Origin of the sequence: Nonomuraea sp. NPDC048881 (assembly GCF_040649795.1) — a bacterium.
Lineage (GTDB): Bacteria > Actinomycetota > Actinomycetes > Streptosporangiales > Streptosporangiaceae > Nonomuraea.
Window position 1 is genome coordinate 465214 of sequence record NZ_JBEZGC010000002.1, and the last position, 12400, is coordinate 477613.

12 protein-coding genes are annotated in these 12400 nt (G+C 71.9%); 7 read left to right on the plus strand and 5 right to left on the minus strand.

What is annotated here, in order from left to right:
- Positions 1-9 precede the first annotated feature (9 nt).
- Positions 10-2739 (plus strand): aconitate hydratase AcnA, encoded by a 2730-nt coding sequence (acnA, locus tag AB0C33_RS07690; protein WP_358284690.1) that lies wholly within the window; start codon positions 10-12, stop codon positions 2737-2739.
- A gap of 153 nt (positions 2740-2892) precedes the next feature.
- On the opposite strand, the gene AB0C33_RS07695 is transcribed toward acnA, so the two are convergent.
- Together AB0C33_RS07695 and AB0C33_RS07700 are read right to left on the minus strand one after the other, a co-directional pair.
- Positions 2893-3687 (minus strand): ABC transporter permease, encoded by a 795-nt coding sequence (locus AB0C33_RS07695; protein WP_358284692.1) that lies wholly within the window; start codon positions 3685-3687, stop codon positions 2893-2895.
- A gap of 14 nt (positions 3688-3701) precedes the next feature.
- Positions 3702-4652, minus strand: a complete 951-nt coding sequence (locus tag AB0C33_RS07700; protein ID WP_358284694.1) for an ATP-binding cassette domain-containing protein — start codon at positions 4650-4652, stop codon at positions 3702-3704.
- A 69-nt stretch (positions 4653-4721) separates the two neighbouring features.
- Between AB0C33_RS07700 and AB0C33_RS07705 the strand changes: the two genes are divergently transcribed.
- Entirely contained in the window at positions 4722-5402 is a 681-nt protein-coding gene (locus tag AB0C33_RS07705) for a TetR/AcrR family transcriptional regulator C-terminal domain-containing protein (RefSeq protein WP_358284696.1), read from the plus strand.
- Here the strand turns inward: AB0C33_RS07705 and AB0C33_RS07710 are convergent.
- The gene (locus tag AB0C33_RS07710; protein WP_358284699.1) at positions 5339-6049 is read right to left on the minus strand and encodes a neutral zinc metallopeptidase; all 711 of its coding nucleotides are present in this window, start codon (positions 6047-6049) and stop codon (positions 5339-5341) included. The two genes, AB0C33_RS07705 and AB0C33_RS07710, sit on opposite strands and share 64 nt — an antisense overlap.
- Positions 6050-6266: 217 nt before the next feature.
- On the opposite strand from AB0C33_RS07710, the gene AB0C33_RS07715 reads away from it, so the two are divergent.
- Positions 6267-6956, plus strand: coding sequence for a sulfite exporter TauE/SafE family protein (locus tag AB0C33_RS07715; RefSeq protein WP_358284702.1), 690 nt, complete (start codon positions 6267-6269; stop codon positions 6954-6956).
- A 9-nt stretch (positions 6957-6965) separates the two neighbouring features.
- On the opposite strand, the gene AB0C33_RS07720 is transcribed toward AB0C33_RS07715, so the two are convergent.
- Positions 6966-7505 (minus strand): DinB family protein, encoded by a 540-nt coding sequence (locus tag AB0C33_RS07720; protein ID WP_358284704.1) that lies wholly within the window; start codon positions 7503-7505, stop codon positions 6966-6968.
- A 50-nt stretch (positions 7506-7555) separates the two neighbouring features.
- Between AB0C33_RS07720 and AB0C33_RS07725 the strand changes: the two genes are divergently transcribed.
- Positions 7556-8599, plus strand: a complete 1044-nt coding sequence (locus tag AB0C33_RS07725) for a hypothetical protein (protein WP_358284706.1) — start codon at positions 7556-7558, stop codon at positions 8597-8599.
- Positions 8600-8641: 42 nt separating this feature from the next.
- On the opposite strand, the gene AB0C33_RS07730 is transcribed toward AB0C33_RS07725, so the two are convergent.
- Entirely contained in the window at positions 8642-8956 is a 315-nt protein-coding gene (locus AB0C33_RS07730; protein WP_358284709.1) for a hypothetical protein, read from the minus strand.
- Positions 8957-9186: 230 nt separating this feature from the next.
- Between AB0C33_RS07730 and AB0C33_RS07735 the strand changes: the two genes are divergently transcribed.
- Genes AB0C33_RS07735 through AB0C33_RS07745 form a run of 3 tightly spaced genes read left to right on the plus strand, consistent with a single transcriptional unit; the run spans position 9187 to position 12389 of the window.
- Positions 9187-10305: a substrate-binding domain-containing protein gene (locus AB0C33_RS07735; protein WP_358284711.1), complete on the plus strand. Its 1119-nt coding sequence runs from the start codon at positions 9187-9189 to the stop codon at positions 10303-10305.
- A 60-nt stretch (positions 10306-10365) separates the two neighbouring features.
- Positions 10366-11130, plus strand: a complete 765-nt coding sequence (locus tag AB0C33_RS07740; protein WP_352365555.1) for an ATP-binding cassette domain-containing protein — start codon at positions 10366-10368, stop codon at positions 11128-11130.
- Entirely contained in the window at positions 11127-12389 is a 1263-nt protein-coding gene (locus AB0C33_RS07745; protein ID WP_358284713.1) for an ABC transporter permease, read from the plus strand. Before AB0C33_RS07740 ends, AB0C33_RS07745 begins: the two co-directional genes overlap by 4 nt.
- The last annotated feature ends 11 nt before the right edge of the window (positions 12390-12400 follow it).

Here is a 12400-nt window from a genome sequence, read left to right on the forward strand (position 1 = left end):
CGAATCACCGTGTCCGCGAACAGCTTCGGCAGCCGTGACACGCTACGCGTCGGCGACGCGTCGTACGAGATTTTCCGGCTTGACGCCGTCGAGGGCGCCGCACGCCTCCCGTACAGCCTGAAGATCCTGCTGGAGAACCTCCTCCGCACCGAGGACGGCGCCAACATCACCGCCGACCACATCCGGGCGCTCGGCGGCTGGGACCCGGCCGCGACGCCCAGCGTGGAGATCCAGTTCACCCCGGCCCGCGTCATCATGCAGGACTTCACCGGCGTCCCCTGCGTGGTCGACCTGGCCACCATGCGCGAGGCCGTGCGCGACCTGGGCGGCGACGCCGCCAGGATCAACCCGCTCGCGCCCGCCGAGATGGTCATCGACCACTCCGTCATCGTCGACTACTTCGGCCACCCCGACGCCTTCCAGCGCAACGTCGAGCGCGAGTACGAGCGCAACCGCGAGCGCTACCAGTTCCTGCGCTGGGGCCAGACGGCCTTCGACGAGTTCAAGGTCGTGCCGCCCGGCACCGGCATCGTCCACCAGGTCAACATCGAGCACCTGGCCCGCGTCGTCATGATCCGCGACGGCAAGGCCTACCCCGACACCTGCGTCGGCACCGACTCCCACACCACGATGGAGAACGGCATCGGCGTGCTCGGCTGGGGCGTCGGCGGCATCGAGGCCGAGGCCGCCATGCTCGGCCAGCCGATCTCCATGCTGATCCCGCGCGTGGTCGGCTTCAAGCTCAGCGGCAAGCTGCCCGCCGGCGCCACCGCCACCGACCTGGTCCTGACGATCACCGAGATCCTGCGCAAGCACGGCGTGGTCGGCAAGTTCGTCGAGTTCTACGGCGAGGGCGTCTCCTCCGTGCCGCTGGCCGACCGGGCCACGATCGGCAACATGAGCCCCGAGTTCGGCTCCACCTGCGCCATCTTCCCGATCGACGGCCAGACCGTCGAATACCTGCGCCTGACCGGCCGCTCCGAGGAGCAGGTCGCGCTGGTCGAGGCGTACGCCAAGACCCAGGGCCTCTGGCTCGACCCGCAGGGCCCCGAGCCGGTCTTCTCCGAGTACATCGAGCTCGACCTCGACACGGTCGTGCCGTCGATCGCCGGCCCCAAGCGTCCCCAGGACCGCATCGAGCTGTCGGCGGCCAAGGACGCCTGGCGTCGCGACGTCCAGAACTACGTGGCCGACGGCGTCGACGAGGAGGGCGAGGAGTCCTTCCCGGCCTCCGACGCGCCCGCCTCCAACGCCCGCGCCGACGGCGGCCGGCCGCACAAGCCGGTCCCGGTCACGCTGGCCGACGGCACGTCGTTCGAGATCGACCACGGCATCGTGTCGATCGCCGCGATCACCTCGTGCACCAACACCTCCAACCCGTACGTCATGATCGGCGCCGCGCTGCTGGCCCGCAACGCCGTCGAGAAGGGCCTGACCCGCAAGCCGTGGGTCAAGACCTCGCTGGCCCCGGGTTCGCAGGTCGTCACCGGCTACTTCGAGCGCTCCGGGCTCCAGCCGTACCTCGACAAGATCGGCTTCAACCTGGTCGGCTACGGCTGCACCACCTGCATCGGCAACTCGGGCCCGCTGCCCCCCGAGATCTCCGACGCCATCCAGGCCAACGACCTCGCGGTCACCGCGGTCCTGTCCGGCAACCGGAACTTCGAGGGCCGCATCAACCCCGACGTCAAGATGAACTACCTGGCCTCGCCGCCGCTCGTGGTGGCGTACGCGCTGGCCGGCACGATGGACATCGACCTGGACAACGAGCCGCTCGGCCTCGGCTCCGACGGGCAGCCGGTGTTCCTGCGCGACGTCTGGCCCGCGCCGGAGGAGATCGCCGCGGTGGTCCACTCCTCGATCGGCCGCGACATGTTCGAGCGCGACTACGCCGACGTGTTCAAGGGCGACGACCACTGGCGTTCGCTGCCGATCCCGACCGGCGACACCTTCGAGTGGGACCCGTCCTCCACGTACGTGCGCAAGGCCCCCTACTTCGAGGGCATGCCGGAGAAGCCGGAGCCGGTGACCGACATCTCGGGCGCCCGCGTGCTGGTCAAGGTCGGCGACTCGGTCACCACCGACCACATCTCCCCGGCCGGCTCGATCAAGGTCGGCACCCCCGCGGCCCAGTACCTGCAGGCCAACGGCGTCGAGGTGCGCGACTTCAACTCCTACGGCTCGCGGCGCGGCAACCACGAGGTGATGATCCGCGGCACGTTCGCCAACATCCGCCTGCGCAACCAGATCGCGCCGGGTACCGAGGGCGGCTACACCCGCGACTTCACCCAGCCCGACGGCCCGGTGTCGTTCATCTACGACGCCTCGGTCAACTACGCCGAGGCCGGCACGCCGCTGGTGGTGCTGGCGGGCAAGGAGTACGGCTCGGGCTCCTCGCGCGACTGGGCGGCCAAGGGCACCGCGCTGCTCGGCGTGCGCGCCGTGATCGCCGAGTCCTACGAGCGCATCCACCGCTCCAACCTGATCGGCATGGGCGTGCTCCCGCTGCAGTTCCCCGAGGGCGCCACGGCGGCCTCGCTCGGGCTGACCGGCGAGGAGACGTTCGACATCACCGGCGTCGAGGCGCTCAACGGCGGCGGCATCCCGTCCACCGTGCACGTCAAGGCCGGTGACGTCGAGTTCGACGCGGTCGTCCGCATCGACACGCCCGGCGAGGCCGACTACTACCGGCACGGTGGCATCATGCAGTACGTCCTGCGCTCGCTGCTGGCCAAGTAGAACTTCCCGCGCCCGCGCCCGGTCAAGAGCCGGACGCGGGCCGGGGACGGGGCGCGGATCCTCACGCGCCCGCATCGGGGGTTTCACCCGACCCGTGAGAGCCGCCCGGCGGAACACCCTCCGCCGGGCGGCTCTCCGCTGTCCAGCGGCGTCTCAGCGGCTGGACGTGCGGTAACGGTGGGTCGCCAGCGGGGCGAAGACGGCGATGAGCGCCACCGACCACAGCAGGCTCGCCGCGACCGGATGTTGCAGCGGCCAGACCGACCCGGCCGAGGTGGGGTTGCCGAACAGGCGGCGGGCGGCGGCCACGGTCGCGCTCATCGGGTTCCAGTCGGCCACCGGCCGCAGCCAGGCGGGCAGGCCCTCGGTGGGCACGAACGTGTTGGCCAGGAAGGTCATCGGGAACAGCCAGCCGAACGTGGCGGCGTCGGCCTGCGTGCCGCTGCGCACGTACAGGCCGATGCAGGTGCCCACCCAGATCATCGCCAGGCCGAACAGCGCCAGCAGGCCGAACGCCGCCGCCGTCTGGCCCGGGGAGCCGTGCGCACGCCAGCCGGCCAGCAGCACGGCCGCCGCGACCATGGCGGCCAGCGACATCAGGTGCATCGACAGGTCGGCCACGCTGCGCCCGATGAGCACGGCGCTGCGGGCGATGGGTTGCGCGCGGAACCGGTCGATGATCCCGCGTTCCATGTCCTCGGCCACCGCCGTGGCGGCCGCGGTCGCCGTCATGGCCATCACCTGCATGAAGATGCCCGGCATGAGGAAGCTGCGGTAGTCGCCGCCGCCGGGCAGGGTGATCGCGCTGCCGAAGACGTACCCGAACAGCACGGTCATGATGATGGGGAACACCAGGAATCCGGCGATCTCCCCCGGTTGGGCCTTCCACCGCGAGTACGTGCGGCCCGCGATGGTCAGGGAATCGGTGACGGTCCAGCGCAGGTTCATGCTCGTGGCTCCTGTCATGCGGTCAGGTGGAGGAAGACCTCGTCGAGCGTCGGACGGCGGAGCGCGAGATCCTCGACGGCGATCCCGGCCGCGTCGAGGGCGCGGGCGACGCGGACCAGCGACTGGGCGCCGTCGGGCGCCGGCAGGGTCACCCGGGTCCCGCCCGGCTCGAAGGCGAGCCCGGACGTGGGCCCGGACGTGGGCCCGGACGTGGGCCCGGACATGGGCCCGAGCGCTCCGAGGGCCGCCGCCGCGTCGCCGGGGTGGCGGAAGACGATCTGCACGCGGTCGCCGCCGACCTGCCTCTTGAGCTCGGCGGGGGAACCCGCCGCCGCGACCCGGCCCTCGCGCAGCACCACGACCTGGTCCGCCAGGTGGTCGGCCTCGTCGAGGTACTGGGTGGTCAGCAGCAGCGTGGTGCCCTCGCGGACCAGGTCGCGCAGCGCGTCCCAGAGCTCGCGGCGGCTGCGCGGGTCGAGCCCGGCGGTCGGCTCGTCCATGAACAGCACGGGCGGCGCGACGATCAGGCTCGCGGCCAGGTCGAGCCGCCGCCGCATGCCGCCCGAGTACGTCCTGACCAGCCGCCGCCCGGCCGCGGCCAGCCCGAACCGCTCCAGCAGCTCCTCGGCCCTGCTCCTGGCCCGCGCCCTGGACAGGTGGTAGAGGCGGCCGAACAGCTCCAGATTGCGCCGGCCGGTCAGCAGCTCGTCCACGGCGGCGTGCTGACCGGCCAGGCCGATGCGGAAGCGCAGCCGGGCCGCGTCGCGCACCACGTCGAGCCCGGCGACCTCGGCCCGGCCGCCGTCCGGGCGGAGCAGGGTGGCCAGGATGCGCACGGTCGTCGTCTTGCCTGCTCCGTTGGGGCCGAGCAGCCCGCACACCGTGCCGGCCGAGACGTCGAGGTCGATGCCCCTGAGCGCCTCCGTGGCCGCGTACCGCTTGCGCAAACCCTCCGCGCAGATCATCGCGAGGCTCCTTAACGGCGTTAAATCCAACGCGTCGAGGATGCATTGAACGTTGTTAAGCTGTCAACCGTGGCACTTGAGAAGGGCACCATCGTGGCCGCGGCGCTGCGGCTGCTGCAGGAGACCGGGCTCGACGGGCTCACGCTGCGGCGGCTCGCGGGCGAGCTGGGCGTGCAGGCGCCCGCGCTCTACTGGCACTTCACGAACAAGCAGGAGCTCCTCGACGCGATGGCCGAGGCGATGACCGCCGCCCACCTGACCCGCCCCGCGCTCACCGAGCCCGCCGCCTGGCGCGAGTGGATGAGGGACCACGCCCACCGCGACCGGGCGATGCTCAACTCCTACCGCGACGGCGCCCGGCTGGTGGCCGGCACCCGGCCGTCACCGCTGCTGTTCGAGGTGGTGGAGCGGTCGGTGGCGGCCCTGGAGTCCGCCGGGTTCGCGGTGGGCGACGCCGTCCGCGGGCTGTTCGCGACGAGCGTGTACGTCGCCGGGTTCGTGCTGGAGGAGCAGGCCGACCGGACCCGGCCGGACGCCGGCGGCGCCATGCCGGACATGGCCGCCTTCCAGCGGGCCCACCCCCGGCTGACGGCCGGGCTGGCGGAGGTGGGCGACCCGCAGGGGGAGCGGTCGTTCGAGGACGGGCTGCGGCTCATCCTCGACGGCATGCAGGCCCGCCTCGACCGTCAGGAGACCTGCGAGGCGGGGGCCGACCAGGTGTCGCAGGCCGCCGGCGAGACCGCCCGGTAGCCGCGTTCCAGCCAGCGCACCCGGTTGGCGCCCGTGCCGTGGCTGTGCTCCTCGCCCTCGTCGCCGGTGGCCCTGGTGGCGTCGAGCAGCGCCGTCCAGTCCTGCCGGGTACGGCTCAGCGACGGCCACACGCTGCCCAGGAACGCGCCGGCCAGGCAGTCGGCCTGGAGCTCGTAGCGCCGGCTCTGCGCGCCCTTGCGCACGCCGAGGAGGCTCTGCACGTGGTGGCCGTACTCGTGGGCGGCGACCTTGAACGGGTAGAGGTCGGTGCGGCCCTCGATCCAGGCGCCGGTCAGCGGGAGGACGAGGGTGTCACGGCCGATGCAGTAGAAGGCCGCCGCGTGCTCGGGCCAGGCGAACCCGCACACCTCACGCACCGGCTCGTCGTAGTAGCGGACGACGGGCTTGCGGAACGTCCGGCCGGTGCGCCTGAAATGGGCGGACCACGACTTGTCCAGGCACTTCAGAAGCGCTGTGAGGTATTCGCGGCTCCTGGGGATCCCGCCTGAGCTCATCGGCGTCTCGGGGCAGGCCGACCGGGCGAGCCTCGGCGCCGCGACGGCCTCCACGGGCCCGGCCTGAAGGACGACCGCCAGCACCGACAGGGCGACGAGGGCGACGAGGGCACGCGGAGCGGGGGAGTGCACGGTGAGCAGCATAGAGCTTCCCGGCCAACGCACCCCGCTCCCGCACCCCGCTCCCGCACCCCGCTCCCGCACCCCGCTCCCGCACCCCGCTCCCGCACCCCGCGCCCCGCCCCCGCGGCCCGCTCGCCCGGTGGGGCTGTCCATCAAGGGTGACGCTGGGTGAGGGTGGTTGACTTTCGGCGTGAGTGATGCGGGATTTGTGTTGCTTGTCGGGAGTATGGCGGTTTTTCTGGGTGCGGTCGTGCAGGGGAGTGTGGGGTTCGGGCTGGGGCTGGTGGCCGCGCCCGTGCTGACGATGCTCGACCACAGCCTGATGCCCGGCGCGATCCAGGTGGTCAACATGACGCTGCCGCTGTTCACGCTGGCCGCCGAGTGGCGGCGGGTGGACTGGCGGGGGCTCGGGTTCGCGCTGCTGGGCCGGGTCCCCGGCAGCGCCGTCGGCGCCGTCATCGTCGTGTACGTCTCCGTCCAGGCGCTCGGCGTGCTGGTCGGGGTGATGGTGCTGCTGGCGGTCGGGCTCACCGCGCGTACGGTCAGCGTCGTCCGCAACGGCGCAACGATCACCGGCGCGGGCTTCGTGTCCGGGATCACCGGCACCGCCACGGGCATCGGCGGCCCGCCCCTGGCACTGGTGTACCAGAGCGCCAAGGGGCCGCAGATCCGGGCCACCCTGGCGATGTTCTTCTTCCTGAGCGCCGCGCAGTCGATCGCCATCCTGGCGTTCGTCGGCCATCTGCCCGCCCGCGCCCTGGCCACCGGCGCGACCCTGATCGTGCCGATGGTCCTGGGCTTCCTGGCGTCGCGGCCGCTGCGCCGCTACCTGGACGGCGGCAAGGTGCGGGCGGCCGTCCTGGTCGTGGCGACCGCGTCGGCGCTGGCCCTGATCGCGCAGAGCCTGCTGGCCTGATCCGCCGGGCTACTCGCCGGTCTGCCCGTCGACGGACTCGCGGATGAGGTCGGCGTGGCCGTTGTGCCGGGCGTACTCCTCGATCATGTGGACGAGGATCCAGCGCAGGTGCGGGCGGCGGCCGTCCGGCCAGGGACGCTGGGCGGGCTGGTCGAGGCCGCCGGCGGCCAGCGCCTCGGCGGTCAGGGCGCGCGAGCGGGCCACCGCGTCCCGCCAGAGCGCGCGCAGCTCGTCGGGGGAGTCGTGGGCGGCGGAGTGCCAGTCCCAGTCGGGGTCGGCCGTCCAGTCGACGGCGTCCCACGGGGCGTTCAAGTCGTTCCCGTGCAGACGGCGGGAGAACCAGTGGTCCTCGACGTAGGCCAGGTGCTTGAGCATGCCGCCGAGCGTCATCGGGGAGGCGGCGATGGTGGCGCCGAGGCCCGCCGCGTCGAGGCCGGAGCACTTCCACTCCAGGGTGGCCCGCAGGAAGTCGAGGAAGCCCAGGAGGGTCTCGGTCTCGTCGCCCATGAAGGGCGGTTCTGGGCGTCCCTGCTCGTCGAATTCGGTCATGGTCGGGCAGTCTAGCGATGGGGCGATTCGCGGTCCTTCGGTACGCTCGCATGGTGATCAACGTGGTGGAGTGGACCAGGTTGGAGCCGTGGCGGGTCGCCCGCGCCCGTACCGACCGCGACGAGACCGTGATCATCAAGTGGACCGGGCCGCACGCCTCCCGCGTCCGCGACGAGCCGTGGCGGCTGCGGACGGAGGCGGCCGCCCTGCGGTTCCTGTCGGAGGACCTGGGGGCGGCCTTGGCGCCGCGCGTGCTGGCCGTCGATCTGGCGGAGGGGCGGCTGGTGCTGGAGGACCTCGCGCCGCGGACCGCGCTCGACGGGCTGCTGCGCCGCCACGGCGCCGCCGCGCACGCGGACCGGCTGACGGCCGCCGCCCGCGCCCGGGGCGAGCTCGGCGCGCTCACCGCGGGCCACGCGGAGGCGTACTACCGGCGGCGGGCCGCGCTCGGGCCGGTCGATCCGGCCGCCGACCGGCTCGGACGGGTCGCCCGGCAGCGCGAGTCGGGGATGCCGTCGTTGCCCGGGGTGCCGGTCCCGGGCGGGGTGGAGCGGGAGTTCGGCGCGGCGCTGGCGGAACTGGCCGAGCCCGGGCCGTTCCTGGTGCTCAGCAACGGCGACGCCGAGGCCAACAACGTCCTGGTGCACGCGGCGGGGCCGGCCGACGCGCGGCTGATCGACTTCGAGTTCGCCGGGTTCACGCACGCGCTGCACGACGCGGTCCCCCTGCACGTGCCGGGTCCGGGCTGGCTGTCGCTGGGCGGCCCCGCCGAGGGCGAGGTCTACCGGCGGGCGCTGGCGGCCGGCGTCCCGCAGGCCGAGGACGACGGGCGTTACGGGAGGGGGCTGGCGGCGGCGTGCGTGTCGTACGCGCTGGCCCGGCTCACCCGGCTGGCCGTGCTGGACGGCCGCCCGGCGGGGGACGACAGCCGGGCCCAGCTCGTCGCGACCCTGGAGGCGGCCGCCCGTACCGCGGAAGGGGCGCTGCCCCGGCTGGCCGGATGGTGCCGCCAGGCGGGCGCGGCCCTGCGGCGCCGGTGGCCGGACGCGGACGTCGACTTCGGGGCGCTGGCTCCGTACACCCCACGCCGCTGAGCGAACGGCCCCCGCGGGGGCCGTTCGCGGTACGGCGCTCGACTACGCCACGGAGAAGCTTCCCGACCCGGCCGGGACGTGGCTGCCGTAGCCGGGCCGGACCGTGACAGACGACCCGAAGCAGAACGGGTCGCCGTAGATGCGGACGACCTGATCGGTCTGGTTGTTGAGCACGTGCGCGGCGGCGGGCAGCTTCGTGCAGCCGCCGGGGTCGTTGTAGATCTCCAGGGGCAGCGGCTCGACCTGGAAGACGACGACCTGACCGGTCGCGGCCTGGGCGGGCAGGGGCGCGAGGAGCGCGGCGGTCGCGGAGGCGAGGGCGAGACTCAGCGCGGCCAGGCGGGCACGGTGGCGCATGGGCGGGATTCCTTTCGTTTCGAGGGCCTCTCCATCCTCATGCGCCCCGTCCGTCACGCACAGTAACTAAACAGTCACTGTCAGTTACCATCCTTCGCCTCCACGTTTCTGGATTGTTACCGGAAACAACAAACTGCTGGACGGAAGGGTCTTCCAAAGCAGGCCGCGGCGGAATACGTTGCCGCAAACAACATTCATCCGGGCCCCTCCGGAAGAAAGGACCCTGCATCATGCGCAAGGGGATCCTCAGCCTGACCGCCGCGGCGGCGACGCTCGCCCTCGGTCTCACCGCCTGCGGGGGCGACAGCGGTCAGACCGGCACCACCTCCACCTCCTCCGCCTCGGCGACGCAGGCCGCGAAGGCCGGCAAGATCGGCGTCATCCTCCCGGACAGCAAGTCGTCGGCGCGCTGGGAGACGGCGGACCGCAAGTACCTGGAAGAGGCGTTCAAGGCCGCGGGCGTCCAGTACGACATCCAGAACGCCCAGAACGACAAGACGGCGTTCCAGACCATCGCCGACCAGATGATCACCAACGGGGCCACCGTCCTGATGATCGTCAACCTGGACAGCGGCAGCGGCAAGGCCGTCATCGAGAAGGCCAAGTCGCAGGGCGTGGCCACCATCGACTACGACCGCCTGACCCTGGGCGGCGGCGCCGCCTACTACGTCAGCTTCGACAACACCAAGGTCGGCACGCTCCAGGGCGAGGGCCTGAGCAAGTGCCTGGCCGACAAGAAGGCCGACAAGCCCATCGTCGCCTACCTGAACGGCTCGCCGACCGACAACAACGCGACCCTGTTCAAGAACGGCTACGACGGCGTGCTCAAGCCCAAGTTCGACGCCGGCGAGTACGTCAAGGGCCCCGACCAGGCCGTGCCCGACTGGGACAACACCCAGGCCGGGACGATCTTCGAGCAGATGCTCACCCAGCAGCCGAAGATCGCCGGGGTGCTGGCCGCCAACGACGGCCTCGGCAACGCCGCCATCACCGTGCTGAAGAAGCAGAACCTCAACGGCAAGGTGCCGGTCACCGGCCAGGACGCCACCGTCCAGGGCCTGCAGAACATCCTGGCGGGCGACCAGTGCATGACGGTCTACAAGGCGGTCAAGAAGGAGGCCGACGCCGGGGCCAAGCTCGCCGTCGCGCTGGCCAAGGGCGAGAAGCCCACGGCGAGCGCCAGCGTCAAGGACCCCGAGACCAGCCAGGACGTGCCCTCCGAGCTGCTGGAGCCGCAGGCCATCACCTTCGACAACGTCAAGGACGTCGTGGCCGACGGTTACGTCACCAAGGAGGAGCTCTGCACCGCCGACTTCGCCAAGAAGTGCACTGAGGCCGGAATTCAATAGCATGGACGGGCGCGGCCGGGTGCCACCGGCGCGAGGCCGCGCCCCTCTTTAGGGAGCCCCATGACCCCCCTCCTCGAAGTGCGCGGGATCGACAAGAGTTTCGGTCCGGTGAAGGTGCTGCACGAGGTCGAGTTCTCCGCCTACCCCGGCGAGGTCACGGCGCTGGTCGGCGACAACGGCGCCGGCAAGTCGACGCTGGTCAAGTGCATCGGCGGCATCTACCCCATCGATTCGGGCCAGATCCTCTTCGACGGCCGCCAGGTCGCCGTCCACACCCCCCGGGACGCGGGCGAGCTCGGCATCGAGATCGTCTACCAGGACCTGGCGCTCTGCGACAACCTCGACATCGTCCAGAACATGTTCCTCGGCAGGGAACGCAAGAACGGCTTCCTGCTCGACGAGGACAGCATGGAGGAGCTGGCCGAGAAGACGCTCAGCAGCCTGTCCGTGCGCACGGTGAAGTCCATCAGGCAGCAGGTCTCCAGCCTGTCCGGCGGCCAGCGGCAGACCGTCGCGATCGCCAAGGCCGTGTTGTGGAACAGCAAGGTCGTCATCCTCGACGAGCCCACCGCGGCCCTCGGCGTGGCCCAGACGGCGCAGGTGCTCGAACTCGTGCGCAGGCTGGCCGACACGGGCCTCGCGGTCGTCCTCATCTCGCACAACATGAACGACGTGTTCGCCGTCTCCGACCGGATCGCGGCGCTCTACCTCGGCAGGATGGCCGCCCAGGTCAAGACCGCCGACGTGACGCACGCCCAGGTCGTCGAGCTGATCACCTCGGGTCGCAGCGGCGAACTCGGCCTCAAGAACGGGGTCACCCCATGAGCAAGGTCAAGGAACTCCCGGGCGAGGCCATCGTCGTCGCCGCGCAGTCCCCGTCGATCGCGCACAGCGTGCGGGCGTACTGGGAGCGCGTCCGGGGCGGCGACATGGGCGCGCTGCCCGCCGTGCTCGGCCTGATCGTGCTCTGCACGGTCTTCGCCCTGGCCCGGCCCGCGTTCGTCACCTCGATCAACTTCGCCAACCTGTTCACCCAGGGCGCGAACGTCACGCTCATCGCCATGGGCCTGGTGTTCGTCCTGCTGCTGGGCGAGATCGACCTGTCGGCCGGCTTCGCCAGCGGCGTCTGCGCGGCGGTGCTCGCCGTCACACTGGCCACCTTCGGCCTGCCCTGGTACGTCTGCGTACTGGCCGCCATCGCCACCGGCGTGCTCATCGGCATCGTCCTGGGCACGCTGGTGGCCAAGGTCGGCATACCGTCGTTCGTGGTCACGCTGGCCGCCTTCCTGGCCTTCCAGGGCCTGGTCCTGGTGCTGGTCAACGAGGGCACCAACATCTCCGTCCGGGACAGCGTGATCGTCGCCGTGGCCAACAAGAACCTGCCGCCGCTGCTCGGCTGGATCCTGTACGCGGTGTGCGTGGCGGGCTTCGCGGCCGTGCAGCTCCTGCGGGCCAGGAACCGGTCCGCGCGCGGCCTGGTCGCCGACCCGCTGTCGCTGATCGCGGCCCGTGTGGGCGCCCTGGCGCTGCTCGGCGGGCTCGCGGTCTACGTGCTCAACCTGGAGCGCAGCCGCAACCCCGCGCTGGTCTCGCTCACCGGCGTGCCGATCGTGGTGCCGGTGATCGTCGTGCTGCTGGTGGTCTGGACGCTGGTGCTGCGGCGCACCGCGTTCGGCCGGCACCTGTACGCGGTCGGCGGCAACACCGAGGCCGCGCGCCGGGCGGGCATCCCGGTCGACCGCATCAAGATCGCGGCGTTCGTGATCTGCTCCGCGATGGCGGCGGTCGGCGGGATCGTGGCCGCCTCCCGGGCCAGCTCGGTCGACCCGAACACGGGCGGCAGCTCGGTGCTGCTGTACGCGGTCGGCGCGGCCGTCATCGGCGGCACCAGCCTGTTCGGCGGCAAGGGGCGGGTGCTCGACGCGGTGCTCGGCGGCGCCGTGGTGGCCGTGATCGAGAACGGCATGGGCCTGATGGGCTACGGTGCGAGCGTGAAGTACCTGGTCACCGGGTGCGTGCTGCTGCTCGCCGCGGGCGTCGACGCCCTGGCGCGCAAGCGGGCGGCGGCTGCTGGTCTAAGGTGATCAGCGACCCG

Bases quoted from the DNA above. Each gene is read 5' to 3' on its own strand.
- AB0C33_RS07740 (WP_352365555.1), top strand. From the start codon at position 10,366: ATGACCCCCCTCCTCGAAGTGCGCGGGATCGACAAGAGTTTCGGTCCG.
- AB0C33_RS07700 (WP_358284694.1), bottom strand. From the start codon at position 4,652: ATGATCTGCGCGGAGGGTTTGCGCAAGCGGTACGCGGCCACGGAGGCG.
- AB0C33_RS07745 (WP_358284713.1), top strand. From the start codon at position 11,127: ATGAGCAAGGTCAAGGAACTCCCGGGCGAGGCCATCGTCGTCGCCGCG.
- AB0C33_RS07735 (WP_358284711.1), top strand. From the start codon at position 9,187: ATGCGCAAGGGGATCCTCAGCCTGACCGCCGCGGCGGCGACGCTCGCC.
- AB0C33_RS07730 (WP_358284709.1), bottom strand. From the start codon at position 8,956: ATGCGCCACCGTGCCCGCCTGGCCGCGCTGAGTCTCGCCCTCGCCTCC.
- AB0C33_RS07715 (WP_358284702.1), top strand. From the start codon at position 6,267: ATGGCGGTTTTTCTGGGTGCGGTCGTGCAGGGGAGTGTGGGGTTCGGG.
- AB0C33_RS07720 (WP_358284704.1), bottom strand. From the start codon at position 7,505: ATGACCGAATTCGACGAGCAGGGACGCCCAGAACCGCCCTTCATGGGC.
- AB0C33_RS07725 (WP_358284706.1), top strand. From the start codon at position 7,556: ATGGTGATCAACGTGGTGGAGTGGACCAGGTTGGAGCCGTGGCGGGTC.
- AB0C33_RS07695 (WP_358284692.1), bottom strand. From the start codon at position 3,687: ATGAACCTGCGCTGGACCGTCACCGATTCCCTGACCATCGCGGGCCGC.